The 26,634-nt window shown below is 70.5% G+C and carries 24 protein-coding genes; all 24 read right to left on the bottom strand.

The window, feature by feature from the left end; translation table 11 throughout:
• Nucleotides 1–2: 2 nt before the first annotated feature.
• The gene (locus ACT54X_RS21275; RefSeq protein WP_294373450.1) at nucleotides 3–1,004 is read right to left on the bottom strand and encodes a D-alanine--D-alanine ligase; all 1,002 of its coding nucleotides are present in this window, start codon (nucleotides 1,002–1,004) and stop codon (nucleotides 3–5) included.
• Nucleotides 1,001–2,416: a UDP-N-acetylmuramate--L-alanine ligase gene (gene murC / locus ACT54X_RS21270; RefSeq protein WP_294373455.1), complete on the bottom strand. Its 1,416-nt coding sequence runs from the start codon at nucleotides 2,414–2,416 to the stop codon at nucleotides 1,001–1,003. Before murC ends, ACT54X_RS21275 begins: the two co-directional genes overlap by 4 nt.
• Nucleotides 2,413–3,483, bottom strand: coding sequence for an undecaprenyldiphospho-muramoylpentapeptide beta-N-acetylglucosaminyltransferase (gene murG, locus ACT54X_RS21265; protein ID WP_294373457.1), 1,071 nt, complete (start codon nucleotides 3,481–3,483; stop codon nucleotides 2,413–2,415). Before murG ends, murC begins: the two co-directional genes overlap by 4 nt.
• Nucleotides 3,480–4,784 carry a putative lipid II flippase FtsW gene (gene ftsW, locus ACT54X_RS21260; protein ID WP_476348419.1) on the bottom strand — a complete coding sequence of 435 codons (1,305 nt, stop codon included), beginning with the start codon at nucleotides 4,782–4,784 and terminating at the stop codon, nucleotides 3,480–3,482. Before ftsW ends, murG begins: the two co-directional genes overlap by 4 nt.
• A 61-nt stretch (nucleotides 4,785–4,845) precedes the next feature.
• Entirely contained in the window at nucleotides 4,846–6,615 is a 1,770-nt protein-coding gene (gene murD, locus ACT54X_RS21255) for a UDP-N-acetylmuramoyl-L-alanine--D-glutamate ligase (RefSeq protein ID WP_294373460.1), read from the bottom strand.
• Nucleotides 6,616–6,628: 13 nt separating this feature from the next.
• Nucleotides 6,629–7,807, bottom strand: coding sequence for a phospho-N-acetylmuramoyl-pentapeptide-transferase (gene mraY, locus ACT54X_RS21250; protein ID WP_294373463.1), 1,179 nt, complete (start codon nucleotides 7,805–7,807; stop codon nucleotides 6,629–6,631).
• Entirely contained in the window at nucleotides 7,801–9,243 is a 1,443-nt protein-coding gene (locus ACT54X_RS21245; protein ID WP_476348417.1) for a UDP-N-acetylmuramoyl-tripeptide--D-alanyl-D-alanine ligase, read from the bottom strand. Before ACT54X_RS21245 ends, mraY begins: the two co-directional genes overlap by 7 nt.
• Nucleotides 9,244–9,251: 8 nt before the next feature.
• On the bottom strand, nucleotides 9,252–10,751 hold the full coding sequence (locus tag ACT54X_RS21240; RefSeq protein WP_294373474.1) for a UDP-N-acetylmuramoyl-L-alanyl-D-glutamate--2,6-diaminopimelate ligase: 1,500 nt from the start codon (nucleotides 10,749–10,751) through the stop codon (nucleotides 9,252–9,254).
• On the bottom strand, nucleotides 10,751–12,502 hold the full coding sequence (locus ACT54X_RS21235; protein ID WP_114801332.1) for a peptidoglycan D,D-transpeptidase FtsI family protein: 1,752 nt from the start codon (nucleotides 12,500–12,502) through the stop codon (nucleotides 10,751–10,753). Before ACT54X_RS21235 ends, ACT54X_RS21240 begins: the two co-directional genes overlap by 1 nt.
• Nucleotides 12,499–12,843: a cell division protein FtsL gene (ftsL, locus tag ACT54X_RS21230; protein WP_294373703.1), complete on the bottom strand. Its 345-nt coding sequence runs from the start codon at nucleotides 12,841–12,843 to the stop codon at nucleotides 12,499–12,501. The genes ACT54X_RS21235 and ftsL overlap by 4 nt, the downstream gene beginning before the upstream one ends.
• Nucleotides 12,843–13,853 (bottom strand): 16S rRNA (cytosine(1402)-N(4))-methyltransferase RsmH, encoded by a 1,011-nt coding sequence (gene rsmH, locus ACT54X_RS21225; protein WP_294373706.1) that lies wholly within the window; start codon nucleotides 13,851–13,853, stop codon nucleotides 12,843–12,845. Before rsmH ends, ftsL begins: the two co-directional genes overlap by 1 nt.
• A 5-nt stretch (nucleotides 13,854–13,858) precedes the next feature.
• Nucleotides 13,859–14,293 (bottom strand): division/cell wall cluster transcriptional repressor MraZ, encoded by a 435-nt coding sequence (gene mraZ, locus ACT54X_RS21220; RefSeq protein WP_076510862.1) that lies wholly within the window; start codon nucleotides 14,291–14,293, stop codon nucleotides 13,859–13,861.
• 330 nt (nucleotides 14,294–14,623) lie between these two features.
• Entirely contained in the window at nucleotides 14,624–15,955 is a 1,332-nt protein-coding gene (gene hslU / locus ACT54X_RS21215) for an ATP-dependent protease ATPase subunit HslU (protein ID WP_294373478.1), read from the bottom strand.
• A gap of 185 nt (nucleotides 15,956–16,140) precedes the next feature.
• Nucleotides 16,141–16,686 carry an ATP-dependent protease subunit HslV gene (gene hslV, locus ACT54X_RS21210; RefSeq protein WP_294373481.1) on the bottom strand — a complete coding sequence of 182 codons (546 nt, stop codon included), beginning with the start codon at nucleotides 16,684–16,686 and terminating at the stop codon, nucleotides 16,141–16,143.
• Nucleotides 16,687–16,780: 94 nt separating this feature from the next.
• Nucleotides 16,781–18,370, bottom strand: a complete 1,590-nt coding sequence (locus ACT54X_RS21205; RefSeq protein WP_476348413.1) for an STAS domain-containing protein — start codon at nucleotides 18,368–18,370, stop codon at nucleotides 16,781–16,783.
• A 79-nt stretch (nucleotides 18,371–18,449) separates the two neighbouring features.
• On the bottom strand, nucleotides 18,450–19,067 hold the full coding sequence (dksA, locus tag ACT54X_RS21200; RefSeq protein WP_043117155.1) for an RNA polymerase-binding protein DksA: 618 nt from the start codon (nucleotides 19,065–19,067) through the stop codon (nucleotides 18,450–18,452).
• A gap of 200 nt (nucleotides 19,068–19,267) precedes the next feature.
• Nucleotides 19,268–20,335, bottom strand: coding sequence for a CobW family GTP-binding protein (locus tag ACT54X_RS21195; protein WP_354319583.1), 1,068 nt, complete (start codon nucleotides 20,333–20,335; stop codon nucleotides 19,268–19,270).
• Between the two features lie 103 nt (nucleotides 20,336–20,438).
• Nucleotides 20,439–21,641 carry a class I SAM-dependent rRNA methyltransferase gene (locus ACT54X_RS21190; RefSeq protein WP_476348411.1) on the bottom strand — a complete coding sequence of 401 codons (1,203 nt, stop codon included), beginning with the start codon at nucleotides 21,639–21,641 and terminating at the stop codon, nucleotides 20,439–20,441.
• A gap of 60 nt (nucleotides 21,642–21,701) precedes the next feature.
• Complete coding sequence (locus ACT54X_RS21185; RefSeq protein WP_294373494.1) at nucleotides 21,702–22,100, bottom strand: DUF2306 domain-containing protein; 399 nt, start codon at nucleotides 22,098–22,100, stop codon at nucleotides 21,702–21,704.
• 32 nt (nucleotides 22,101–22,132) lie between these two features.
• A complete protein-coding gene (locus tag ACT54X_RS21180; protein WP_476348408.1) occupies nucleotides 22,133–23,104 on the bottom strand; it encodes a tyrosine recombinase XerC in 972 nt (323 codons plus the stop codon).
• Nucleotides 23,082–23,672 (bottom strand): YdcF family protein, encoded by a 591-nt coding sequence (locus ACT54X_RS21175; protein WP_354319586.1) that lies wholly within the window; start codon nucleotides 23,670–23,672, stop codon nucleotides 23,082–23,084. The genes ACT54X_RS21180 and ACT54X_RS21175 overlap by 23 nt, the downstream gene beginning before the upstream one ends.
• Nucleotides 23,673–23,704: 32 nt before the next feature.
• Complete coding sequence (locus ACT54X_RS21170) at nucleotides 23,705–24,370, bottom strand: DUF484 family protein (RefSeq protein ID WP_114801339.1); 666 nt, start codon at nucleotides 24,368–24,370, stop codon at nucleotides 23,705–23,707.
• 62 nt (nucleotides 24,371–24,432) lie between these two features.
• On the bottom strand, nucleotides 24,433–25,311 hold the full coding sequence (gene dapF, locus ACT54X_RS21165; protein ID WP_294373503.1) for a diaminopimelate epimerase: 879 nt from the start codon (nucleotides 25,309–25,311) through the stop codon (nucleotides 24,433–24,435).
• An 82-nt stretch (nucleotides 25,312–25,393) separates the two neighbouring features.
• Nucleotides 25,394–26,617 (bottom strand): amidohydrolase family protein, encoded by a 1,224-nt coding sequence (locus ACT54X_RS21160; protein ID WP_476348405.1) that lies wholly within the window; start codon nucleotides 26,615–26,617, stop codon nucleotides 25,394–25,396.
• Between the last annotated feature and the right edge of the window lie 17 nt (nucleotides 26,618–26,634).

Here is a 26,634-nt window from a genome sequence, read left to right as displayed (position 1 = left end):
GGTCAGGCACCTTCCTTCGGGACGGGCCGGGTGTCCAGCGCCGCCTGGGCCAGGATGCGCAGGCACAGCTGCTCGTAGCTCAGGCCCGCGGCGCGCGCGGCCATCGGCACCAGCGAATGGCTGGTCATGCCGGGCGAGGTGTTCATCTCCAGCAGGAAGGGCTGGTGGTCGCGCGCACGCACCATGAAGTCGGCCCGGCCCCAGCCGCGGCAGCCCAGGCTGCGGTAGGCGGCGATGGCCAGCTGGCGCACCTGCGCCTCCAGCGCATCGGGCAGGCCGGCGGGGCAGTGGTACTTCACGTCGTCGGTGAAGTACTTGTTCTGGTAGTCGTAGGCGCCTTCGGGCGCGGCGATGCGGATCACCGGCAGCGCGACGGCGCCGGCGCCCGTGCCGAGCACGGCGCAGGTCAGCTCGTCGCCGTCGATGAATTCCTCGCACAGCACCTCGGGGGCGTAGCGCGCGGCCAGCTGCACGGCCTCCTGCATCTGCGAATAGCCCTGCACCTTGGTGACGCCGATGGACGAGCCTTCGTGCGGCGGCTTGACGATCAGCGGCAGGCCCAGGGTGTCGGGCACCTCGCGCACCCGCTCGCGCGCCTGGCCGTCGGCCTGCAGCAGGACATGGCGCGGCGTGGGCAGGCCCTCGGCCAGCCACACGCGCTTGGTCATGGTCTTGTCCATGGCCACGCTGGAGGCCATCACGCCCGAGCCGGTGTAGGGAATGCCCAAGAGCTCGAGCGCGCCCTGCACCGTGCCGTCCTCGCCGTGGCGGCCATGCAGCGCGATGAAGCAGCGGTCGAAGCCTTCGTGGCGCAGCTCGGCCAGTTCGCGCTCGGCGGGATCGAAGGCATGCGCATCCACGCCCAGCGAACGCAGCGCCTGCAGCACGCCGGAGCCGGACATCAGCGACACCTCGCGCTCGGCCGAGCGGCCGCCGAAGAGCACGGCGACCTTGCCCATGGCGGCCACATCGGGCAACGGGGGAAAGGCGAACTGCGGGTTCATGCAGGCTGTCCTTGTTGCTGAGCGCGCTCCACCACCTGACCCGCCACGGCACCGATGGACCCGGCACCCATGCACAGCACCACGTCGCCGTCGCGGGCGTTGTCCAGCACTGCCTGCGGCAGTGCCCGCACGTCGTCGACGAACACCGGCTCGACCTTGCCGGCGACGCGAAGCGCCCGCGCCAGGCTGCGGCCGTCGGCGGCCACGATGGGTGCCTCGCCAGCGGCATAGACCTCGGTCAGCAGCACCGCGTCGGCACCGCCGAGCACCTTGATGAAATCCTCGAAGCAGTCCCGCGTGCGGGTGAAGCGATGGGGCTGGAAGGCCAGCACCAGCCGCCGTCCCGGGAAGGCGCCGCGCGCGGCCGCGATGGTGGCGGCCATCTCCACCGGATGATGGCCGTAGTCGTCGATCAGCGTGAAGCGCCCGCCGGTCGCGGCAGCCACTTCGCCATAGCGCTGGAAGCGCCGGCCCACGCCCTTGAACTCGGCCAGTCCGCGCTGCACCGCCTCGTCGGGCAGGCCCAGCTCGACCGCGATGGCGATCACCGACAGGGCATTGCGCACGTTGTGCTCGCCCGGCAGGTTGAGCACCACCGGCAGGTCGGGCAGCACCACGCCGTTGCGGCGCTGGGCGGTGAAGTGCATCTGCGCGCCCACGGCCCGCACGTCGATGGCGCGCACCTGCGCGTCCTCGCTGAAGCCGTAGCTGGTCACGGGGCAGGTCACCTGCGGCAGGATCTGGCGGATGGCCGGGTCGTCCACGCACAGGATGGCCGTGCCGTAGAAGGGCATGCGGTGCAGGAAGTCGACGAAGGCCTTCTGCAGCCGGCCGAAGTCGTGGCCGTAGGTGTCCATGTGGTCGGCGTCGATGTTGGTGACGACCGCCATCACGGGCAGCAGGTTGAGGAAGGAGGCGTCGGACTCGTCGGCCTCGACCACGATGTACTCGCCCTGACCCAGCCGTGCATTGGCGCCGGCGCTGTTCAGGCGTCCGCCGATCACGAAGGTCGGGTCCAGCCCCGCCGTCGCCAGCACGCTGGCAGCCAGGCTGGTGGTGGTGGTCTTGCCATGGGTGCCGGCAATGGCGATGCCGCTGCGCAGGCGCATCAACTCGGCCAGCATGAGCGCCCGCGGCACCACCGGAATCTTCTTCGCGCGGGCGGCTATCACCTCGGGGTTGTCGGCCTGCACAGCGGTGGACGTGACCACGGCATCGGCACCGGTGATATTGGCGGCGTCGTGGCCCACGAAGGTGCGGATACCCAGGCCGCCCAAGCGGCGCAGCGTGGCGCTGTCGGCCAGGTCCGAGCCAGAGACGCCGTAGCCCAGGTTGAACAGCACCTCGGCGATGCCGCTCATGCCCGAGCCACCCAGGCCGACGAAATGGATGTGGCGGATCGCGTGCTTCATGGCTTGACCAGCTCCTCGCAGGCCAGGGCCACCTGGGCCACGGCATCGGTCTTGCGCATCGCGTATGCGCGCTGCGCGCGCTCGAGCAGCTCGGCACGCGTCGTTTTCTGGATCAGGTCGGACAAGAGTTCAGGTGTCAGATCGGTCTGCTGCACCAGCCAGGCGCCGCCGGCGTCCGCCAGGAAGCGGGCGTTGGTGGTCTGGTGGTCGTCGACCGCGAAGGGAAAGGGAACGAAGAGCGCGGCGGCTCCGACCGCGGCGATCTCGGTCACGGTGCTGGCGCCGGCACGCGCCACGATGAGGTCGGCCGCGGCGAAGGCCTCGGCCGTGTTGTCGATGAAGGGCACCAGCTCGGCCTCGACGCCGGCGGCGGCGTAGTTGGCGCGCAGCTCGTCGATCTGTTTCTCGCCGCTCTGGTGCAGCACGACGGGCCGCTCGGCCGGCGCGATGCGCGACAGCGCCTGCGGCACCACGGTGTTCAGTGCCTTGGCACCGAGGCTGCCGCCCACCACCAGCAGCTTGAGCGGGCCGCTGCGGCCTGCGAAGCGCTCGGCCGGCGCGGCCTGCGACAGGAAGGGCTCGCGCAGCGGGTTGCCCACCCAGGCGGCATTCGGCAGCACGTCGGGGAAGGCGCTGAAGCAGCGGTCGGCGATGCGCGCCAGGACGCGGTTGACTAGGCCGGCCACGGAGTTCTGCTCGTGCAGCACCAGCGGACGGCCACGCAGCACGCCCATCATGCCGCCCGGAAAGCTGATGTAGCCGCCCAGACCGACCACCACGTCGGGCTGGACGCGGCCCACGGCCTGGAAGCTCTGCCAGAAGGCGCGCAGCAGCCGCGCCGGCAGCAGCGCCAGCGTGAGGGGGCCCTTGCCGCGCACGCCACCGAACTGGATCGGCTCGAAGGCAAAGCCGCGCGGCGGCACCAGACGCTCTTCCATGCTGCCGGGCGCACCCAGCCAGTGCACCCGCCAGCCGCGGGCGCGCAGCTCTTCCGCCACGGCCAGGCCCGGGAAGATGTGACCACCGGTGCCGCCGGCCATGACGAGCGCGGTGCGGGCGCCGGTCATACGCGGCCTCCGCGCATCAAAACCCGGTTCTCATAATCGACGCGCAGCACCACCGCCAGCGCCACCACGTTCATCAGGATGGCCGAGCCGCCGAAGCTCATCAGCGGAAGCGTCAGGCCCTTGGTGGGCAACGCACCCAGGTTCACGCCCATGTTGATGAAGGTCTGGAAGCCCATCCACACGCCCACGCCCTGCGCGGCCAGGCCGGCGAAGACGCGGTCCAGCGCGATGGCCTGGCGGCCGATGTGCATGATGCGGCGCGTGAGCCAGAGGAAGAGCGCGATGGCCACCAGCACGCCGACGAGACCCAGCTCCTCGCCGATCACGGCCAGCAGGAAGTCGGTGTGCGCCTCAGGCAGCCAGTGCAGCTTCTCGACGCTGCCACCCAGGCCGACGCCGAAGATCTCGCCGCGGCCGATGGCGATCAGCGAATGCGAGAGCTGGTAGCCCTTGCCCAGCGCATGCTCCTCGCTGAACGGGTCGAGGTAGGCAAAGATGCGCTCGCGCCGCCACGGGCTGGCCGCCACCATGGTGGCAAAGGCCACGACCACCAGCATGGCGATCAGGAAGAACATGCGCGCGTTCACGCCACCCAGGAACAGGATGCCCATGGCGATGATGGCGATCACCATGAAGGCGCCCATGTCGGGTTCGGCCAGCAGCAGCATGCCCACCACCACGACGGCCACGCCCATGGGCAGCACGGCGCGGAAGAAGCGCTCCTTGATCTCCATCTTGCGCACCATGTAGCTGGCCGCATAGAAGACCATGGCCAGCTTGGCCAGCTCGGAGGGCTGGAAGCGCATGAAGCCCAGCGGGAGCCAGCGGCGCGCGCCGTTGACGTTGATGCCGACGTGCGGGATCAGCACCACCACCAGCAGCAGCAGTGCCACCACGAAGAGCCACGGCGCCGTGCGCTCCCAGGTACGCATGGGCACCTGGAAGGCGATCAGGCCAGCGACAAAGGCGAACACCAGCGAGATGGCGTGGCGGATCAGGTGATAGGACTCGCTGTAGCCGCCGACGCGGTTGAAGCGCGGGTTGTCGCCCATGGCGATGGAGGCCGAGAACACCATCACCAGGCCCCACATCAGCAGCGCGATGGTGACCCACACCAGCGGCTGGTCGAAGCCGGCCACACGCACCGGCGCGGCGCGGGTCTGGGCGATGTCGGCGCCACCCAGGCGCACCGGCAGGTGCATGGGCAGGGCATCCATGCCGCTCTTGGCGGCACGGCGGAACCAGCCGAAGAAGCGGCTGCCGCCCTCGTTGGGCGTGGCGGCGGGCAGGCGGGCGCTCATTCTGGAATCCTCCGTGCTGCGCACTGCGGATGCGAGCGCCTGCGGAACGGCCGGGCGGCGCTCATTCGTAGGACTCCTCGTCGGCCAGCGCCTCGACCGCCTCGCGGAACACGTCCGCCCGGTGCGCATAGTCGCGGAACATGTCCAGGCTGGCGCAGGCGGGCGACAGCAGCACAGCGTCGCCGGGCTGGGCCTGGTCGGCGCAGAGGCCGACGGCCTCGGGCAGCGTGGCGGCGGCGAGCAGCGGCACGCCGGTCTCGGCCAGGGCCTCGCCGACGGCCGGGCCGTCGCGGCCGATCAGCACCACGGCGCGCACGTACTGGCGCACCAGCGGCGCCAGCGGCGAGAAGTCCTGGCCCTTGCCGTCGCCGCCCAGGATGACGACCAGCTTGCGCTCCAGGCCCAGGCCCGACAGTGCAGCGGCAGTGGCACCGACGTTGGTGCCCTTGCTGTCGTCGAAGTATTCGACCTCGTCCACGATGGCGATGGGCTCCACGCGGTGCGGCTCGCCACGGTATTCGCGCAGGCCGTAGAGCATGGGCGCCAGCGCGCAGCCGGCGGCGCTGGCCAGCGCCAGGGCGGCCAGGGCGTTCAGCGCGTTGTGCTGGCCACGGATGCGCAGCGCATCGGCGGGCATCAGGCGCTGCAGGTGGATCTCTTCCTGCGCCGCGGCGCCGCGGCGCCGCTTGAGGGTCTCGTCGGCCTCGTGCGCGCGCACCAGCCAGGCCAGGCCGTTGACGCGCTCGATGCCGTAGTCGCCCGGACGCTGCGGCAGGTCGGCGCCGAAGGTCACATGGGCGCGCAGCTGCGGCCGCTGCAGCCGGACCTTGACTGGCGCCGGCAGCATGCCCATCACACGGACGTCGTCGCGGTTGAGCACCATGAGGCCGGTCTGGCCGAAGATGCGCGCCTTGGCGGCGGCATACGCCTCCATGCCGCCATGCCAGTCCAGGTGGTCCTGGGTGACGTTGAGCACCGCGGCGGCAGTGGGCTCGAAGCCCTGCACGCCATCGAGCTGGAAGCTGGAAAGCTCCAGCACCCACACCTGCGGCAGGGCGTCGGCATCCATGCGTTCGGACAGCGTATCCAGCAGCGAGGGGCCGATGTTGCCGGCCACGGCCACGGTCTTGCCGGCGCGCTCGACCAGCTGGCCGGTGAGCGAGGTCACCGTGGTCTTGCCGTTGGTGCCGGTGATGGCCAGCACGGCGGGGCGGTAGCCGGGCTCGGGCGCGGGGGGCGGGGCGATGGGCAGGGGGGCGGGCGCCTCGTCGGTCGGCTCCTCCTCCGCGGCGGCATCGTCGGACGCCACTGCCGAGGGCAAGACCGCGGCTTCGCCGTCGCCGAGGGGCTCAGCGGCGACGTCCGCGACGGCCTCTGCCGCGTCGGTGGAGGACGCGGGCACGGCAGCGGATGCCTCGGCATCGCCGGGCACATCGGGCGCGGCATCTTCCACGATGGCGTCTTCGCCGGGCGCTGCCTCCGGTGGCAGCCGCAGGTCGGCCAGCGCCTGCGCGAACAGGTCCAGCTCGCCGCCCACCGGCAGTCCGATGGCGCGCGCCGCGTCGATCACGGGCGCAATGGTGGCAGGCGCCAGGCCCGGCGAGCGGTAGACGGCGCGCACCGGCTGCCCCTCGACCAGCGCGGCCGTGAGCGGCCCACCGACGAAGCGCACCTGCGGCAGCTCGGCGGCCAGCGTGGCCAGTTGCGGCGGCGCCTCGCGCGTGTCGGCCACCGTGACATGCGCACCATGGCGGGCGCACCAGCGCGCCATGGCCAGGCCCGAGGCGCCCAGGCCCAGGATCAGCACATGCAGGTCGGCGAGATGCTTCATGGTCGTCCCGGCCTCAACGCAGCTTGAGCGTGGACAGGCCCACCAGGCACAGCAGCATGGTGATGATCCAGAAGCGGACCACGACCTGCGTCTCGCGCCAGCCGGACTTCTCGAAGTGATGGTGCAGCGGCGCCATCTTGAGCACGCGACGGCCTTCGCCGTACTTGCGCTTGGTGTACTTGAACCAGCTCACCTGGGCCATGACCGAGATCGCCTCGACCACGAAGATGCCGCCCATGATGAAGAACACGATCTCCTGCCGCACGATCACGGCCACGGTGCCCAGGGCACCGCCCAGCGCCAGCGCGCCCACGTCACCCATGAAGACCTGCGCCGGATGGGTGTTGAACCACAGGAAGGCCAAGCCCGCGCCCGCCATGGCCGAGCAGAACACCAGCAGTTCGCCCGCGCCGGGAATGGAGGGGAACAGCAGGTAGCGCGAGTACATCGCATTGCCCGTGACGTAGGCGAACACGCCCAGGGCCGAGCCCACCATCACCACCGGCATGATGGCCAGGCCGTCCAGGCCGTCGGTGAGGTTCACGGCATTGCTCGCCCCGACGATCACCAGGTAGGTGAGGATGACGAAGCCGATGCCGCCCAGTGGATAGCTGATCTCCTTGAAGAAGGGCACCAGCAGGTTGGTCTTGGTGGGGAAGTCCATCGCGAAGCCGGAGCGCACCCAGTTGCCGAACAGCTCCAGCACGCGCCAGTTGGAACTCTCGGAGATGGAGAACAGCAGGTAGAAGGCCGCCACCAGGCCGATGAGCGACTGCCACATGTACTTCTCGCGCGATCGCATGCCCTCCGGGTCCTTGTTGACCACCTTGCGCCAGTCGTCCACCCAGCCGATGGCGCCGAAGCCCAGCGTCACCCACAGCACGATCCAGACGAAGCGGTTGGACAGGTCGAACCACAGCAGCGTCGCGATGGCGATGGCGAACAGCACCAGCACGCCGCCCATGGTGGGCGTCCCGCTCTTGGCCAGGTGCGTTTCCATGGCATAGCCGCGCACCGGCTGGCCGATCTTGAGGGCGCTCAGCCGGCGGATCACCGCCGGGCCGGCGGCCAGGCCCACCACCAGCGCGGTGAGGGCAGCCATCAGCGCCCGAAATGTCAGGTACTGGAAGACGCGCAGAAAGCCGAGTTCGGGCGACAGCGTCTGCAGCCATTGGGCCAGGCTCATCAGCATGGGCGGGCGTCCGTGTCATGCGGCATGACCGGCTCCTTGTTGTTGTTCGAGCCGGCGGCGCTGGCCACCAGGGCCTGCACCACGCGCTCCATCTTCATGAACCGCGAACCCTTGACGAGCACGCTCGATGCGGCACCGGCCTGGTCCAGCGCCGCGGCGTTGAGGGCCTCGACGGCCTCGAAATGGCGGCCGGCCGCGCCGAACGCCGTCACGGCATGGCGGCTGGCCTCGCCCAGGGCGAACAGCGCGTCGATGCCGCGCTGGCGCGCCCAGTCGCCGACTTCGGCATGGAAACGCGGCCCCTGGTCGCCGACCTCGCCCATGTCGCCCAGCACCAGCAGGCGCGGCCCGGGCAGCTCGGCCAGCACGTCGATGGCGGCACGCACGGAATCGGGGTTGGCGTTGTAGCTGTCGTCCACCAGCGTGAGGCGGCGGCCATCGGTGCGCTGCAGCAGTTGCGCCCGCGAACGGCCGCCGACGGGCTCGAAGGCCGACAGGCCGGCGCCGATGGCCTCGGGCGTCACGCCAGCGGCCAACGCGCAGGCCGTGGCCGCGAGCGCGTTGCGCAGGTTGTGGCGGCCGGGAATGGCCAGACGCGCCTGCACGGTGCCAGCGGGCGTGCGGGCCACGAAGCGCCAGGCCTCACCATCCCAGTCGGCCTCGGCCAGCGACACGTCGGCCTCGGGCGATTCGCCGAACAGCAGGCAGCCGGCACCTGCCGGCACCAGGCCACGCCAGAGTGCCGTGTAATCGTCGCCGTGCGGAAAAACGGCCGTGCCGCCGGCCGACAGCGCCTGCAGCACGCTGCCGTTCTCGCGCGCCACCGCCTCGACCGTCGCCATGAATTCCTGGTGCTCGCGCTGCGCGTTGTTGACCAGCGCCACCGTCGGCCGCGCGATGGCGGCCAGCCGCGCGATCTCGCCCGGATGGTTCATGCCCAGCTCGACCACGGCCAGGCGATGAGCGGGCCGCAGGCGCATCAGCGTCAGCGGCAGGCCGATCTCGTTGTTGAAGTTGCCCTGCGTCGCCAGGCTGGCCTGCGGCTCGGCGGCGCGCAGGATGGACGCGACCATCTGCGTGACCGTGGTCTTGCCGTTGCTGCCCGTCACCGCCACCAGCGGCAGCGTGAAGCGGGCGCGCCAGCCGGCGGCGATGGCGCCCAGCGCGGCCAGGGTGTCGGGCACTTCCAGGCCCTGGAGGCCCAGCGGTGCCAGCCGGCCCGGCTCGGCCACGGCGGCGATGCCGCCCTGGGCCTGCACCTGCGGCAGGAAGTCGTGCGCGTCGAAGCGCTCGCCGCGCAGCGCGACGAAGAGGTCGCCCGCGGCCAGCGTGCGCGAGTCGGTGTGCACCCGCGTCACCGCGCGGCTGCCCTCACCCACCACGCGCGCACCCGGCACCCAGCCGGCGGCCTCGGACAGCGTGAACAGAGATTCCATCGAAGCGTTCATGCCGACCGGCTCCTGGCGCCAAGCGCCGCCTGCGCCTGGGCGCGGTCGGAAAAGGGAAATCGCCGGCCGGCGACTTCCTGATAATCCTCGTGGCCCTTGCCGGCCAGCAGGACCACGTCCTGAGCGGCGGCTTCATCCAGGGCCTCGGCAATCGCTGCGGCACGGTCGATCACCACCCGCGCGGCCTGCGGCACCGCCAGGCCCGCCACGATCTGGTCGACGATGGCCTGCGGCGATTCGCTGCGCGGGTTGTCGCTGGTGACGACGACGCGGTCGGCACCCCGCTCGGCGATGGCACCCATCAGCGGGCGCTTGCCGGGATCGCGGTCGCCGCCGCAGCCGAACACGCACCACAGCCGGCCGCCGCGCGACTCGGCGAAGGGGCGCAGCGCGGCCAGCGCCTTCTGCAGTGCATCGGGCGTGTGGGCATAGTCGACCACCACCAGCGGCAGGCCGGCGTCCGCTGCGACCACGTCCATGCGGCCGGGCACGCTGCCGAGGCGCGCGCAGGCGGCGGCCGCGTCGCCCAGCGGCAGGCCGAGCGCGCGCAGCGTGCCGATCACGCCAAGCAGGTTGGCGACGTTGTACTCGCCCACCAACGTGGTCGAGACCATGGCCTGGGCGCCGCCCTGCTCCACCACCTGGAAGCGCAGGCCCTGCGGACCGTGGCCGGCCTCGATGGCCGACAGCCGCGCGGGCGCGCCTGCGGCCGAGCAGGTCCACAGCTCGACCAGCGCGGTGTCCAGCAGTTCGCCCGCGAGGCGGGCGCCCCGCGGGTCATCGATGTTGACCACGGCCGCACGCAGGCCCGGCCAGCGGAACAGCTCGGCCTTGGCGGCCCAGTAGGCCGCCATGTCGCCGTGGTAGTCCAGGTGGTCCTGGGTGAAGTTGGTGAAGACGGCCACGTCGAAGTGCAGGCCGTCCAGCCGACGCTCGGCGATGCCGATGGAGGAGGCCTCCATGGCACAGGCCTTCACGCCCTGGCCGAGCAGGTCGCGCAGCGCGCGGTGCAGCGTCACCGGGTCGGGGGTGGTGAGGCCGTTGTAGTCGACGGCCGGAGGCACGCCGATGCCCAGCGTGCCGGCGACGGCGCAAGGGCCGAAGGCGCTGCCTGCCAGGGCCTGGGCCAGCCACCAGGCCGTCGATGTCTTGCCGTTGGTGCCTGTCACGGCCAGCAGCGTCATCACGTCGGCCGGCCGGCCGCACCAGGCCGCGGCGATGGGACCGGTCGCGGCCTTGAGCCCCTCGTAGGCCGCCACCGCCGGCTCGTCGGCGAAGTCGTAGGCCTCGCTGCCCTTGGCCTCGACCAGGCAGGCGGCGGCACCTTGCGCCAGCGCCGCACGCACGAAGCGCCGTCCGTCGGTGGCGGCGCCCGGCCAGGCGATGAAGCCGTCGCCCTCGCCCACGGCGCGGCTGTCCACCTGCAGCTGTCCGCGAACGCGCGCGGACAGCCAGGCGGCGGCCTCGTCGGGGGAGTGGAGACGGTGCAGCGCCATCAGAAGCTCTCGTCCACGCCCTGGGTGAGCACCAGCGGCTTGACGGCCAGGTCGGGCGCGACGTTCATCATGCGCAGCGTCTGCTGCACCACTTCGCTGAACACCGGGCCGGCCACGGTGCCGCCGTAAAAGTTGCCGTCGCTCGGCTCGTCGATCATGACGCCCACGATGATGCGCGGCTTGTCGATGGGCGCCATGCCGGTGAACCAGCCGCGGTACTTGCCCGCCGCGTAGCCCTTGCCGACCTGCTTGCGCGCGGTGCCCGACTTGCCGCCCACCGAGTAGCCCACGGTCTGCGCCAGCTGGCCGGTGCCGCCGGGGCCGGCGGCCATCTGCAGCATCTTGCGGATAGACGCCGCGGTGGAGGGCGAGAACACGCGCACGCCCGGCGGCTCCTCGTTGCTCTTGAGCATGGTCAGCGGCAGCACCTTGCCGTCGTGCGAGAAGGCGGTGTACGAATGGCACATCTGCAGCAGCGAGGCCGACAGGCCGTAGCCGTAAGCCATGGTGGCCTGCTCGACGGGCTTCCAGGTCTTCCAGGGGCGCAGGCGGCCAGGCGCCGCGCCGGGGAAGGTGATCTGCGGCTTCTGGCCGTAGCCCAGCGCGGTGTAGGTCTCCCACATCTCGCTGGGGCTCATCTTCTGGGCGATCTTCAGGGCGCCGACGTTGCTGGACTTCTGGATCACGCCCTCCACCGTCAGCACGCCGTAGTTGTGGGTGTCGCTGATGGTGAAGCCGCCGATCTGGTAGCGCCCGGGCGTGGTGTCGATGATGGTGCTGGGCTTGACGCGCCCGGCCTCCAGCGCCATGGCCACGGTGATCGGCTTCATGGTCGAGCCGGGCTCGAAGGTGTCGGTGATGGCGCGGTTGCGCAGCTGCTCGCCGGTGAGGTTGCGACGCTTGTCGGGCACGTAGCTCGGGTAGTTGGCCAGCGCGAGCACCTCGCCGGTCACCGCGTCGAGCACCACCACGCTGCCGGCCTTGGCCCGGTGCTTGGTCACGGCGTCGCGCAGCTTCTGGTAGGCGAAGAACTGCACCTTGGAGTCGATGGACAGCTGGATGTCCTTGCCGTCCAGCGGCGGCACGCGCTCGCCCACGCCCTCGACCACACGGCCCAGGCGGTCCTTGATCACCCGCTGCGAACCGGGCTTGCCGCCCAGGTCCTTGTCGAAGGCCAGCTCGATGCCTTCCTGGCCGTGGTCCTCGACGTTGGTGAAGCCCACCACGTGCGCGGCGGATTCGCCCTCGGGGTACTGACGCTTGTATTCGCGCGTCTGGTAGAGGCCCTTGACGCCCAGCGCCGCGATCTCCTTGGCGATGGGCTCGTCGACCTGGCGCTGGATCCAGACGAAGCTCTTGTCCTCGTCGGCCAGTTTCTGGTCGAGGTCCTGCGGCTTCATGCCGAGCAGTTGGGCGACGCGGCGCAGCTTGGTCCGGGTCTCGGGATCGTTGCGATCGATGTCCTCGGGAATCGCCCACACGCTGGGGGCGATCACGCTGGAGGCCAGGATCAGGCCGTTGCGGTCCAGGATGCGGCCGCGGCTGGCGGGCAGCTCGATGGTGCGGGTGAAGCGCACCTCGCCCTGCCGCTGGAAGAAGTCCTGCCCGATCACCTGCACATAGGCGGCGCGGCCGGCCAGCACCACGAAGCCGAGCGCGATGGCGGCCACGATGAACTTGCTGCGCCAGACCGGCGTCTTGCTGGCCAGCAGCGGGCTGGTCGTGTAGCGGACGGAAGGGCCGCGGCTCATCGCGTGCTCCTGGGTGCGGCGGCCGGGGTGCCGGCGGGCACGACGGGGGGCGCCGGCGGCACGGCGGGAATCACCGTTCCGTCCGCCCGCACGTACAGCGTGATGGCGGGCGTGGTGGTGCGCATCTTGAGCTTGTCCTTGACCAGCGTCTCGATGCGCAGCGGCGTGGCCTGAGCACGGCGCTCGACCTGCAGGCGCTCGTATTCGGTCTCGAGCGTGCGGGCCTCGGCCTGCGCGCGGTAGTACTGACCATAGAGCTGGCGCGACTGGTACTGGGTGTGCACCAGCAGCAGCGCCGTGCCGATCACGGCCAGCAGCAGGAGCAGGTTGAGGCGCGTGATCACGAACGTTGCCCCCATGCTCGGCGCTGCGCGTCCTCGCTGCCGCCCGAGGGGGCGCTGGCTTGCTTGGGGCGGCCCGGCACGTCGCCAAGCACCTCCGTGCGCTCGGCCACGCGCAGGATGGCGCTGCGCGCACGCGGATTGGCCGCCACTTCCTCGGCCGAGGGCTTGATGCGCTCGAGCGCACGCAGCTTCATGGGCTTGGGCGCGGCGAAGGGCGCCCGGCGGTCGTAGACCTCCTTGGAATGCTCGGCGATGAACTGCTTGACGATGCGGTCTTCCAGCGAATGGAAGCTGATCACCGCCAGCCGGCCGCCGGGCGCCAGCACCGACAGGCTGGCGCTCAGCGCCTGTTGCAGCTCTTCAAGCTCGGCGTTGATGAAAATCCGAAGAGCCTGAAATGTGCGCGTTGCAGGGTTCTGGCCCGGCTCGCGGGTTTTGACCGCGCCAGCCACGAGCTCGGCCAGCTCGGCGGTGGTTGAAATTGCGCCCCGTTCTTGTCGGCGAGCAGCAATCGCCTTTGCAATCTGAACAGCAAACCGTTCTTCGCCATAGTCACGGATCACCTCTGCAATCTGCTGTGGTTCGGCTGTGGCCAGCCAGTCGGCCACGCTCTGGCCGCGCGTGGGATCCATGCGCATGTCGAGCGGGCCGTCCAAACGAAAAGAAAAACCCCGGGCGGGGTTGTCGATCTGGGGGGAGCTGACGCCGAGGTCCATCAGGACCCCGGCCACACTGCCGGGTGGCAGCTCCCCCAGGTGGGCGAAGCCCTGGTGCCGGATGGAAAAGCGCGGGTCGGCGATGGTGCCGGCCTGCGCCACCGCCTCTGGATCCTTGTCGAAGGCCACGAGGCGGGCGCCCGGCGCCAGCCGCTCCAGCAGCAGCCGCGAATGACCGCCGCGACCGAAGGTGGCGTCGACGAAGGTGCCGTCGGGCGCCGGCGCATCGCCGAGCACGGCGCGCACGCCCTCTTCGAGCAGCACGGTGGTGTGGAGGAAGGATGCGGCCATCTGGGTCACAGCTTGAGCATCCGGGCCGCCTCGGAGTTGCGGATGTTCTCCATCATCTCCGCGGCTTCCTTGGCCTGATAGGCCGCCTTGTCCCACAGCTCGAAGCGGTGGCCCACGCCGAGCAGCAGCACGTCGCGGGTGATGCCCGCGAGCTCACGCAGCTCGGGCGAGATCAGCACACGGCCGGTGCCGTCGAGTTCCACGTCGGAGGCGCTGCCCAGGTAGAAGCGCTTGAGCCATTGCTCGGAGGACGGCAGCGCCGCCAGGCTGGCGCGCGCCTCTTCCCACACCGGGCGAGGGTACAGGTTCAGGCCACCGTCGGGATTGCGGGTCACGGTGATCTGGCCACCGGCCTCCGTGCGCAGGGCGTCCAGATACCGGGCAGGCATCGACAGCCGCCCCTTGGCATCCAGATTCAGCGATGACGTGCCCTGAAACACGAACCCATAACTCCCGAAAAAGCGGCCGGCGAACTGCCGAGTAGGACGGGACCTAACCCACGTTTTCCCACTTTCCTGCACTTTTTTGCACTGTAGCAGGAAACACCTGCCGCCAATCGACTGTTACGAGGTATTTTTTGTAATGGAATCAAGGACTTAGAGCACAACTTTCCTGCGGCTTCGGCCCTCATTTCTCTTTGCTGATGAAGCACTTAGCTATCACAGTGGAAGTTCCGCGTTAGCTGGTGTAGGCCCAGGCCTGCATCAAAAGGCAACGGCCCGGGGCGTTGCCACCCCGGGCCGTCGAACTGTCAAGAGTCTTTCGCGCGCTCAGAGAATGAAACGCGACAGGTCCTCGTCTTTGCTGAGCATGTCCAGCCGCGCATCCACATAGGCGGCATCGATGCTCACCGTCTGGCCCGAGAGCTTGGCCGCGTCGAAGCTCACCTCGTCCAGCAGCCGCTCCATCACGGTCGACAGGCGCCGAGCGCCGATGTTCTCGGTGCGCTCGTTCACCTCGAAGGCGATGGTCGCCAGCCGGGTGATGCCGTCGGGCGTGAAGGCGAGCGTCACGCCCTCGGTGGCCAGCAGCGCCTCGTACTGCTTGACGAGGGAGGCGCGAGTCTGCGTGAGGATGCTTTCGAAATCCGCCACCGACAGCGACTGCAGCTCGACGCGGATCGGCAGACGGCCCTGCAGCTCCGGGATCAGATCGCTGGGCTTGGCCAGGTGGAAGGCGCCGCTGGCGATGAACAGGATATGGTCGGTGCGCACCACGCCGTACTTGGTGGTGACGGCGGTGCCTTCCACCAGCGGCAGCAGGTCGCGCTGCACGCCCTGGCGGGAGACGTCGGCACCCTGCGCCTCGCTGCGGGTGGCCACCTTGTCGATCTCGTCGATGAAGACGATGCCATTCTGCTCGGCGTTGACCAGCGCCTGGGCACGGATCTCCTCCTCGTTCAGCAGCTTGCCGGCCTCTTCCTCGGTCAGCAGGCGCAGCGCCTCGGCGATCTTGAGCTTGCGCGTCTTGCGACGGCCCTGGCCCAGCTGACTGAACATGCCGCGCAGCTGCTCCGCCATCTCCTCCATGCCGGCGGGGCCCATGATTTCCATCGCGGGCCGCGCCTCGGCCACCTCGATCTCGATCTCCTTGTCGTCCAGCTCCTTCTCGCGCAGCTTCTTGCGGAAGGCCTGGCGGGTGGCGTTTCCGCTGTCACTCGCCACCGCGCGGCCTTCGGCATCGCGGGCGGCGGGCAGCAGGGCGTCGAGGATGCGCTCCTCGGCCGCGTCCTCGGCGCGCACCCGCACCTTGGCCACCTCGGCCTCGCGCGTGCGCTTGACCGAGACCTCGGCCAGGTCGCGGATGATCGAATCCACGTCCTTGCCCACGTAGCCCACCTCGGTGAACTTGGTGGCCTCGACCTTGATGAAGGGCGCGTCCGCCAGCCGGGCCAGCCGGCGGGCGATCTCGGTCTTGCCCACGCCGGTGGGGCCGATCATGAGGATGTTCTTGGGCGTGATCTCGGGCCGCAGCTTCTCGTCGACCTGCTGGCGACGCCAGCGGTTGCGCAGCGCGATCGCCACGGCCCGCTTGGCCTCCTTCTGGCCGACGATGTGGTTGTCCAGCTCGGACACGATTTCCTGGGGGGTCATGGCGGACATCGGGTTCCTATCCATTCAATGAAGCACGCGCCGCACACGGCACGGAAGAAGATGCGCCTTGGCGCGGTCAGACGGCCGCGGAGCAGGCCACGACAGCGGCCGCCGCGGAGCTGGCTTCGCCAGGCCGCCGGCGGCGCCCCCTCGCAGGGGGTTGGCGGAGCGCGAAGCGCGCAGCCTGGGGGTGGTCAAAGTTTTTCTATCGTGTGGTGCATGTTGGTGTAGATGCACAGCTGGCCGGCGATCTCCAGCGACTTGCGCACCACCTCTTCGGCGGACAGATCCGTGTTCTCGACCAGTGCCTTGGCAGCCGAGTGGGCATAGGCACCGCCGGAGCCGATGGCCACGATGCCCTGCTCGGGCTCCAGCACGTCGCCGTTGCCGGTGATGATGAGCGAGGTGGTGCGGTCGGCCACCGCCAGCATCGCCTCCAGGCGCCGCAGCACGCGGTCGGTGCGCCAGTCCTTGGTCAGCTCGATGGCGGCGCGGGAGAGCTGGCCCTGGTGCTTCTCCAGCTTGGCCTCGAAACGCTCGAAGAGTGTGAAAGCATCGGCCGTGGCGCCCGCGAACCCGGCGAGCACCTTGCCCTGGTAGAGCCGCCGCACCTTGCGCGCCGACCCTTTGAACACGATGTTGCCCAGCGTCACCTGGCCGTCGCCGCCGATGGCGACCTGCTCGCCCTGCGGCGTGCTGCGGCGCACGCTGACGATGGTGGTTCCATGAAATTGTTCCATCGCAGCCACCTGGGGGCGTTCCGGGGCTGCACAAGGGCAGCGCGGGATTTTTTCTGCCGGCGCAGCCCTGGCCGCCGCGTCCAGGCCCAGACCGTCAGCCCGCGCGGGGCACGACCACGGCGCAGCGATCCACCCCGGTGAGCCGCAGGAACTCGGCCAGCACCCCATGCACCGCCAGCAGCCGCAGGCCCGGCCGGGCACCCAGCCGGGCACGCAGGGCCTCGGCGGCCGCCAGATCCATGCGTACCAGCGCGGCGCAGTCGATCTCGGGGCCAGCACCGGCCCGGTCGAGCGCCTCCTCGATCCTGGACCAGGGCAGGCTGTCGGCCCCCGCGAGCTCGCCGGCCAGGAAGGCGCCCCGCGCCGCCGCCGGATCCAGCGCGGCACGGGTGCTGGACAGTCCCGCGTCGCCCATCTCCGCCACGGTGCCGCGCGGCGCCTGCCACGAGGGCGGCGTGATCTCGTAGGTGATGCAGTAGTTGAGGGCCACCAGCTCGAAGTCGTCCAGGCGATTGAGCAGGCGAAGGACGGCCAGGTGCAGGCTCCACCAGCCCGCGTCGACGCCGCGCTCACCCAGCGGGGTGGCGGCGGCCAGCACCGCCAGCAGCTCATCGGTGCCCAGGAAACCCATCTGCACCGGCGAGAGCGCCCAGTGCGTGACCAGCGTCGTGAGCGGCTGCACGGCATCTGCCTCGATCTGGCCGAGGCCGCGCCAGTCCAGGCGCCAGACGCTGCCCTTCGCCCGCGACAGGGCCTGCGTGAGCGCCAGCAGGGCCGGCCGGTCCAACCGGGCGGGCGCCTGCCAGTCGGTCTCCGTGCGTGCATCCAGGCGTTGCGCCACCTCGCCCGTGCGCGCATCCCGCGCCAGCGTCCGCAGCGACACCCAGGCCGGTGCCGGCAGGCCGAAGCGCTCCGCATAGGGGGCGGCCGCCTCGGCAAAGCGCTCCGCGTCACCCGTGGCGCGGTAGAAGTCGAGCAGGGCGCGCCAGGTCTGGAGTTGGTCGGCAAAGGCGCTGCCGGGCACCAGGGCCTGCCGCAGCGCGCTTTCGGCACCGGGGTCATCGCCCTGGGCGAAGCGGACGGCCGCTTCTTCGAGGGGCGTGTCGAAGGCCAGGCGCGGCGCCGCGGTGTACGCCGGCCGGTGCGTGGAGAAGGAAGGCAGCAGCACTTCGGGCGCCGCCGGCGCCATGGCCTCACGCGGCGGCTGCAGGTCGGTCGGCACGACCGGCGCGGTATCGGCATAGGCGCGCGCGTGGTGCTCGGCCAAAGAGGCATCCACCGCAGGGGCGCCGGCCGGCGCCATGTCTGCGCCATCGGGGACGGTGGCGGCGGATTCGGAGGTCCACCACTGCTGGGACATCTGCGCCTCGATCTCGTCGATCTTGCGCAGCGTGAGCGCACGCCGGTCGGTCATGCGGTCGCTGGAGGGCAGCGACGAGGAGATGTTGCCGGGATCTTCGGTGCCGCCGCGCTGACGCAGCTTGCGCAGCATGTCGAACTCGCGCCGGCGCACGAAGTCGTTGCGCTGCCGACGCTCCATGAGCTCCTTGAGCGCCTCCCGGCTGTAGCCGAAATCGGAGGCACCCGCGCCGGGCGTGCCTTCGAGCTCGGACCAGTCCTTGAGCGGGTTGCGCACGAACTTGGCGACCTTGGAGAACAGGCCTCCCGCGTCGTCCTTGGACATGCCCCGTGCTGCGAGAAAGTGGGTGAAGGCTGGCGTTGCGGGCTGCGCAGGCCGGACCCGGCCCGGCCGCCGTGCGAACTCAGTCGCCGAACATCTTCTGCTTGAGCTCGCGGCGCTGCTGCGCCTCGAGCGAGAGCGTGGCCGTCGGGCGGGCCAGCAGGCGGCCGACGCCGATGGGCTCGCCGGTCTCGTCGCAGTAGCCGTAGTCGCCAGCGTCGATGCGGGCGATGGACTGCTCGATCTTCTTGAGCAGCTTGCGCTCGCGGTCGCGGGTGCGCAGCTCCAGGGCGTGCTCTTCCTCGATCGTGGCGCGGTCGGCCGGATCGGGCACGACCACGGTGTCCTCGCGCAGGTGCTCGGTCGTCTCGCCGGCGTTGTCGAGGATGCCCTGCTTGAGCTGCTGCAGCTTGAGCTTGAAGAAGGCCAGCTGCGTGTCGTTCATGTACTCGCTGTCGGGCATCGCGATGACTTCGGCATCGGTCAGCTCCTCGACCGGCTTGGTCTTCCAGTTGTTCGCGAGCTTGGGGTCCTTCTTGACGGACAGGAGGGGCGGGGGAACGAGGGCCGTGGACATGGTCGTTGAGAAACTGGCCTTGGGTGCGGTGGAGGCCACCGCCTGAGGCATGGACGGAACGGTCAATTGCGACAACCGGGCCGAAGGACGCGCCCGCGGAGGCAGCGCATCGGGGGACGGCACTGCATCGACGGCGACCGGCGTCTTGGCATCGAGGCCGGCGCTGGCCGGGGCGGTTTTCTTCACGTGGCGGGCTCCTTCACTGGCTGCGGTCTTCCCTGCCTGACGGGCAGCGCCGAGGGTGGCGGACCGCAACAGGCGCGCGATTGTATAGAGAAAGCACCCTGTAAAAAGGTGACGGCGATCGGCCTAGCGCGAACGTCCTACACCAGGCATTGATCCAGGCCCTGCTCCAGGATGTCGCGGGGCAGATCGATGCCGATGAACACCATCCGACTCTCGCGCGTCTCGCCCTCGCCCCATTCGGGGCCGAGGTCGCTGCCCATGAGCTGGTGCACGCCCTGGAAGATCACCTTGCGTTGGGTGCCATTCATGTCGAGCACGCCCTTGTAGCGCAGCATGCGCGGGCCGTAGATGTTGACGATGGCGCCCAGGAAGTCCTCCAGCCGCGCCGGGTCGAAGGGCCGCGTGGCGCGGTAGACGAAGCTCTTGACGTCGTCGTCCACGTGGTGGTGATGGCCGTGGCCATGGTCGTGCTGGTGCGAGGGATGGTCGCAGTGCTCGCCATGTTCGTGGTCATGGTCGTGATGGTCGTGCGCGTGGTCGTGGTCGTCCGCCTTCAGGAAGTCGGGGTCGATGTCGAGCTTGGCGTTGAGGTTGAAGCCGCGCAGATCGAGCACCTTGGCGATGGCCACCTCGCCGAAATGCGCCTTTTCGATGGGCGCGCGCGGGTTCATGTGCTTGAGGCGGTGGATCAGCGCGTCGGCGTCCTCGGCGCTCACCAGGTCGGTCTTGGACAGGAAGATCTGGTCGGCGAAGCCCACCTGGCGGCGTGCTTCCTGGCGGTCGTTGAGCTGCTGCGCGGCGTGCTTGGCATCGACCAGGGTGACGATGGAGTCGAGCAGGTAGCTCTCGGCGATCTCGTCGTCCATGAAGAAGGTCTGGGCCACGGGGCCGGGGTCGGCCAGGCCGGTGGTCTCGATGATCACGCGGTCGAAATCGAGCAGGCCCTTGCGGCGCTTGGCGGCCAGCAGCTGCAGCGCCTCCCGCAGGTCCTCGCGGATGGTGCAGCAGACGCAGCCGTTGCTCATCTGCACGATCTGCTCCTTGGACTCGGTGACCAGGATGTCGGAGTCGATGTTCTCCTCGCCGAACTCGTTCTCGATGACGGCGATCTTGTGGCCGTGCGACTCGGTGAGCACGCGCTTGAGCAGGGTGGTCTTGCCGGAGCCGAGGAAGCCGGTGAGGATGGTGGCGGGAATGAGGGCCATGGAAACGCTCCGGGAGTGTCGGGACGACGGTGGAAACGGGGAAGGGGCGAAAGTTTAGGCCGGCCGCAAAAACTCGGCCGGTCGCCGCTCTTTGCGGGTGCGGCTACTTGCGCACCACCACCAGGCCCTTGAGGTACTCGCCCTCCGGGAACTCGATGGTCATGGGATGGTCGGGCGCCGCGCCCAGGCGTTCGGCGATGTAGCCGTCCACCCCCGCGTCGATGCCGGCCGAGGCCACGATCTTGTGGAACAGGTCGGCGCCGATGCCGCCCGAGCACGAGAAGGTCAGCAGCACGCCGCCCGGCGGCAGCAGCTTGAGGGCCAGCCGGTTGATGTCCTTGTAGGCGCGGGCGGCGCGCTCGGCATGCGCGACGGTGGGTGCGAACTTGGGCGGGTCGAGCACGATGGCGTCGAACTGCCGGCCCTCCTCGATGAAGCGGCGCAGGGTCTGGTTGACGTCGGCATCGAGGAACTGGGCCTTGGCCGCCTCGAAGCCGTTCAGCGCGAGGTGCGCCCGCGCCCGGTCCAGCGCCGGCTGCGAGGAGTCGACCGACACCAGCTCGGCGCCCTCCAGCGCGCCGGCCGCAGCCAGCCCATGCGCCGCAGCGACGGTGAAGCCGCCCGTGTAGCAATAGCAGTTGAGCACGCGGGCGAAGCGGCGGTGCCGCGCCAGCTCCGAGAAGCGGCGGCGGCTGTCGCGCTGGTCGAGGTAGAAGCCGGTCTTGTGGCCGGTGGCCACGTCCAGGCTCAGGCGCCAGCCGTGCTCCTGGATGGTGATCTCGGTCGGGCCCTCGCCGCGCAGCCAGCCGGTGACGGGCGGCAGGCCCTCGCGTTCACGGCCGCTGGCGTCCGAGCGTTCATACAGCTTCGTCAGGCCGGTGGCGGTCAGCAGCGCGTCGGCCAGCACCGCCTTCCAGCGTTCGACGCCGGCCGACAGGAACTGCGCCACCAGCGTGTCGCCATAGCGGTCCACGATCAGCCCGGGCAGGCCGTCGGCCTCGCCATGCACCAGGCGCTGGCCGTCGCTGGCGATGTCGAACAGCCCGCGCGCCTGAACGGCCGCTCGACAGCGTGCGGCGAAGAAGGCGGCGTCGATGCGCTGGCCCTCGTCGAAGCTCCAGGCGCGGGCGCGGATCTTGGAGGCCGGGCTGCAGGCCGCCCAGGCCAGGAAGCGGCCCTCGTGCGATTCGATGCGCACCGTCTCGCCCGCATCGCCGCCGCCCTTGGCGATGGCGGCGTCGAAGATCCAGGGGTGGCGGCGCTGGAGCGAGCGCTCCTTGCCGGGCTTGAGGCGGAGTGTTTTCATGAGCCGCCTATTGTCGCGGCGGCCCCTTGCCCACCCTTGGCACCGGCAAAGGCAACGCCTTCAACGCACCCAGATCAGATCGCCGAGATAGCGGCCGGGCAACAGCGTGAATGCGCCGGTCACCAGGCAAGCCCCAACGTAGGTCCCGACCATCGTGCCCTGGTGGGCCGCGATCTGCCCACGCAGCAAAAAGCGAAAGGCCAGAAACATGGCGGCCCAACTGACGGGAACCAGCAGATGAATCCATGTATAGCCAGCAACGTTGGGCATTGCATGGTCTCGGATGAACAGAGCGGAAAGTCCCGTCATGATCATCAGCGTGACCCATGCGTAGCCGAAGGCGCGATGAATGCGCGGCTGGGGCCGTCGCCTCCAACGCGCAAAGATGGCCACCGGCCCCAGGAAAAACGCGCCCGCTGCGCAGGCGAGATGCACGGCAATCACCGGCGTCATCTTCATGTCGAGGCCCTCCCAGGCACGATTCTTCGAACTCAATCCTCGCTGTCGCCCCGCGCATGCGCCCGGGGGTGGGCAGCATCATAGATTTTTGCCAAGTGCTGGAAATCCAGCCGCGTGTAGATCTGGGTGGTGGAAATGCTCGCGTGACCCAGCAGCTCCTGCACGGCGCGCAGATCGCCACTGGATTGCAGCAGGTGACTGGCGAAGGAATGGCGCAGCATGTGCGGATGCACCGGCGCGGCCACGCCGGCCTGGATGCCGCGGGCGCGCAGCATCTGCCAGACGGCCTGCGGGCCGAAGCGGCCACCGCGCAGGCCGACAAAGAGCGCGGGCGAGTCGACCGGCCGCAGCCCGCGCTGCGCCAGCCAGGCGTCCACGGCCTGCACGGCCGGGCCGCCCATCGGCACGCTGCGCCGCTTGCCGCCCTTGCCGAGCACATGCACCTCGGCCGAGGGCAGGTCGAGCCAGCCGCGCGCTTCGGCGGAAGGATCGCGGTCCAGGCCGGTGAGCTCGCTCACGCGCAGGCCGCAGCCGTAGAGCAGTTCGACGATGGCGCGGTCGCGCGCCTCGGTCCAGGCATCGGCCTCGGGCTGCTGGTGCTCGGCCAGGCGCACAGCATCGTCCACGCCCAGCGCCTTCGGCAGCGGCCGCGGCGCCTTGGGCGCATGCACGTCCTGCACCGGGTTGCCCGGCACCAGGCCCTCGCGGCCCAGCCAGCGGTAGAAGCTGCGCCAGCACGACAGCACCAGCGCGATGCCGCGCGGCGCCCGTCCGGCGCCGTGCAGCTGGGCCATCCAGCGACGGATGTGGGCGGTGGCCACGCGCTGCAGCGGCAGGCCGGCATCGGCCGCGCGCTGCAGCAGCTCGGCCAGGTGCAGCGCATACAGCTCGACCGTGCGCTCGGCCAGGCGCCGCTCCACCCGCACATGGGCGAGGTAGCGATCGACCAGGGCACGGTCGGCGTCCGCAGCGGACGAAGGATCAGTAGTCACCACGGAGGGCATTGTTGACGACCGCCGCCACCTCGCGCAGCGATGCGCGCGCGGCGCGGTCCCAGCGCCGGCAGGGCGCGAGGGCGGCGGCGTACTGCACGTCGAAGGCGGACTCGAAGCCGCTGCCGCGCGCCAGTTGGCGGGTACGCCAGAGGTGCGAGGGCTCGGTGACGACGATCACGCGCCGCACGCCCGCCGCTTCGAGCAGGGGCCGCGACAGCCGCAGGTTTTCGCGTGTCGACTGCGAGGCGGACTCGCGCAGCACCGGGCCGGTGTAGCCCGCCGCGCGGGCCAGACCCTCCATGGCATCGGCCTCGATGCGGCCATCTTCATGGTCCACGCCGCCGCTCATCACCAGCAGCTTCACGCGCCCCGCTTGCGCGAGCGCCACCGCGGCATCGACACGCGACGCGAGGCAGGGGTTGGGCGCGCCGTCGAGGAAGGCCCGGTTGCCCAGCACCAGCGCGGCATCGGCGTCCTGCGCGGGCGGGTTCGCCAGCACGTGCGCGCCGTGGCGCGTCACCATGACGTGGATCGCCCCGCCCGACACCAGGCCCAGGACGGCAAGGACGAGCCCCACCCGACGCCAGCCTCCACCGCGCGCCGGATACCTCAAGCGCGCAGGCGCGACAGCGCTGCCGAGGCCAACTGGGCGATGCGCTCCAGGAAGTCCGTGCCCATTTCCGCGTTGTAGCGCTGCGGATCGGGCGAGGCCAGCACCAGCAGGCCGAAGGCCGGCGCGTCGGCGGCGGTGCGCAGCGGGATCAACGCCAGCGACTGGGCCTGCTGCGGCTCGTTGAGCCAGGCCGTGGCCTCGAAGCCGGCGTTCAGGCCGATGTAGGGCGTGGTCAGCGAGGTGGCCAGGGCCTTCACGTCGTCGCTCACGCCCTGGGTGTAGCCCTCTGCGGCGTAGGCCGGGTCGAGGTCCCAGAGCTTGATGGCCGTCTGCGGCACCATGAACTGCTGGTGCAGGCCCTTGATGATTTCCCAGGGCAGGCCGCGCAGGTCGCGCCAGGTGAGCAGCGAGAGCGTCCAGCGCTGCAGCCGGTCGGCCGTGACCACGTTCTCGGTGCCGTGGCGCACCATGTCCATGATGCGGTGCTCCAGCGCCTTGATCTTCTCGCGCAGCATCTCGGCCTGGCGCTCCTGCAGGCTGACGGCGCGCTGGCCGTGCGGACTGGTCAGCTGCACCTCGGCCAGCAGTTGGGCATGGCGCTCGAAGAAGTCGGGCGTGTTGGCCAGGTAGTTGGCGATGTCGTCTTCGGTGATGGGGTTCATGGCGGCAGGCGGTCGGTGGATGCGGGCCGTCGGCGCCGCACCAAAAAAAGAAGAGAAAAGCGTCAGAGTTCGTCGGGCACGTCGATCTCGCCCGCGAAGACGGTGACGGCCGGACCGGTCATCAGCACCGGGTCGGCCTCGCCACCCGCCCATTCGATGGTGAGGATGCCGCCGCGGGTCTCGACGTCCACGCGGCGGTCCAGCCGCCCGAGGCGGATGCCGGCCACCACCGCCGCGCAGGCGCCGGTGCCGCAGGCCAGCGTCTCGCCGGCGCCGCGCTCGAACACGCGCAGGCGCACGTGCGTGCGGTCCACCACCTGCAGGAAGCCAGCGTTGACCCGCTGCGGAAAGCGCGGATGGTGCTCGATGCGCGGGCCCTGCTCGGCCACCGGCGCGGTCTCGACGTCGTCGACCAATTGCACGGCATGCGGGTTGCCCATGGAAAGCACGGCCACTGGCACGATGGGCCCGTCCGCCTCGGTGGAGAGCGCCAGGTGCCAGGTGTGCCAGGTGCCGTCGGGTTGCGGATCGAGGCCCGCGGTGTCGAAGGGCACGCGGGCCGGCTCGAAGACCGGCGGGCCCATGTCGACGGTGACGCGGCCGTCGGCCGTCATGCGTGGGGCGATCACGCCCGACAGCGTCTGCACCCGCACCACGTCCTTGTCGGTCAGGCCACGCTCGCGCACGAAGCGCATGAAGCAGCGCGCACCGTTGCCGCATTGCTCGACTTCGCCGCCATCGGCGTTGTGGATCACGTACTGGAAGTCCACGCCCGCGGCGGGCGAGGGCCGCACGCTCAGGATCTGGTCGGCGCCGACGCCGAAATGGCGGTCGGCCAGGAATCGGTACTGGCCGGGCGTCAGGCCGAGGGGGCCGGCGGTCTCGTCGAGCACGACGAAGTCGTTGCCCGCGCCCTGCATCTTGGTGAAGCGGATTCGCATCGGCGGATTATCGGCGGCGGCCCGAGGCGGACGCGGCCCCCGCAGCGCGCAGGGACATCGACAGCGACGCCAGCGAGCGGCCTCAGCCTTCGGGAAGTCCGGCCAGCACTTCGCCCCCACGCGCGACGATCTGCCCACCCGCCACCACCAGCCGGCGCCGCGGCTGGGCCACGACCGCCTCGGCCGCCGTCTCGGCCTCGACGAGCACCAGGTCGGCCCGGCAGCCAGGCGCCAACCCGTAGGCCGCGAAGCCGCAGGCCCGCGCGCCGGCCGCGGTGACGCAATCCAGCGCCTCATCGATCTCGTCGTCGCGGCGGAGGTTGTAGCGCAGCCCGATCTGCATGGCGCGCGCCAGCATGTCGGGGCGGCCATAGGGCGTCCAGGTGTCGCGAATGCCATCGTTGCCGCCCGCCACAGTCACGCCCGCGGCGCGGGCCGCCAACAGCGGCGGCACGGACCGCGAGGGCGGCGCGCTGGTGATGAGGGCCACGTCCAGCTCGGCCAGCCGCGCCAGCATGGCATGCACTTCGGCCGCGGGCAGATCGCCCAGGCAGAACGCATGGCTCACCGCGACGCGGCCCTGCATGCCGAGGGCAGCGGTGCGCTCCAGGATCAGCCCTAGCGAGAAGGCGCCCATGGCGCCGGGCTCGTGCAGGTGGATGTCCAGCGGCTTGCCATGGCGGTCGGCCAGGCCGAAGAGCACATCGAGGGAACGCACCGGGTCGCCGTCTATGGCGCAGGGATCCAGCCCGCCCAGCACGTCGCCCCCCTCGGCCATCGCCGCATCCAGCAGGTCGGCCGTACCGGGTCGCCCGAGCAGACCGGACTGCGGGAAGGCCACGGTCTGGATCTGCAGCCAGGGCGCGAGCGCCGCGGCGGTGCGCTGCACGCCGGCCAGGTGGCGCAGGCCGGCCTGGGTATCGATGTCCACATGGCTGCGCAGCCGCGTGGTGCCGGTCGCCAGGAAGGCGCGCGCCAGCCGCATCGACTGTGTGGCGGCGTCGTGGCCGCTGGCGGCGCGGAATTCGCGCTCGTTGTCGATGCGGTCGATCAGCCGGTGGCCCACCGCGTTGCGGTACCAGGGCAGGCCCCACAGCGTCTTGTCGAGGTGGGTGTGCGACTCCACCAGGCCCGGCAGCAGCAGGGCGCCGCCGCCCTCCTCTTCCGGCGTGCCGGCGGGTGGGGCGAGTTCAGGGCCGATCGCAGCGATCCGTCCCGCCTGCACCAGCACATCGACCGCAGCGCCCCCCATCGGCCGCACGCGGCGCAACAACCAGGGCGCGTCCGTGGCGCGGGTCAGATCCATCCGGCTCTCCTCGGCGC

Source organism: Pseudacidovorax sp. DMC4, from assembly GCF_056314265.1.
The sequence above is the reverse complement of the archived record's forward strand: the minus strand, read 5'-3'. Positions and strand labels throughout refer to the sequence as shown.